At 61.1% G+C, this 293-nt stretch carries 1 pseudogene; it reads left to right on the top strand.

Annotation, left to right across the window (positions count from 1 at the left end):
- Positions 1-287: pseudogene (locus P0G09_RS19780) on the top strand (carbohydrate ABC transporter substrate-binding protein); the annotation flags it as partial.
- Between the last annotated feature and the right edge of the window lie 6 nt (positions 288-293).

A 293-nucleotide genomic window follows, 5' to 3' on the forward strand; every position in this document is an offset into this window, starting at 1 on the left:
GCGGTTCTTCAAGCTCCACAGCTTCCAGCACGGCTTCTTCCGCTGCTGCATCTGCCGCTCCCGCTGAGGACGTGACCATCAAGGTCGCCGCCATCTAGACCGGCTATGGCGCTGATATGTGGAAGAAGGTCACTGAGGCCTTTACCGCCCAGACCGGCATCAAGGTGGAGCTGACCACCGACAATATGCTGGAGGATGTCATCGGACCTTCCATGCAGGGCGGCGATTACCCCGACGTGATCCACCTGGCTACCGGCCGTGAGGCTGCCCTGACCGAGCAGTTCATCTAGGGC

The organism is Faecalibacterium sp. DFI.5.82, assembly GCF_029076575.1.
GTDB lineage: Bacteria > Bacillota > Clostridia > Oscillospirales > Ruminococcaceae > Faecalibacterium > Faecalibacterium duncaniae.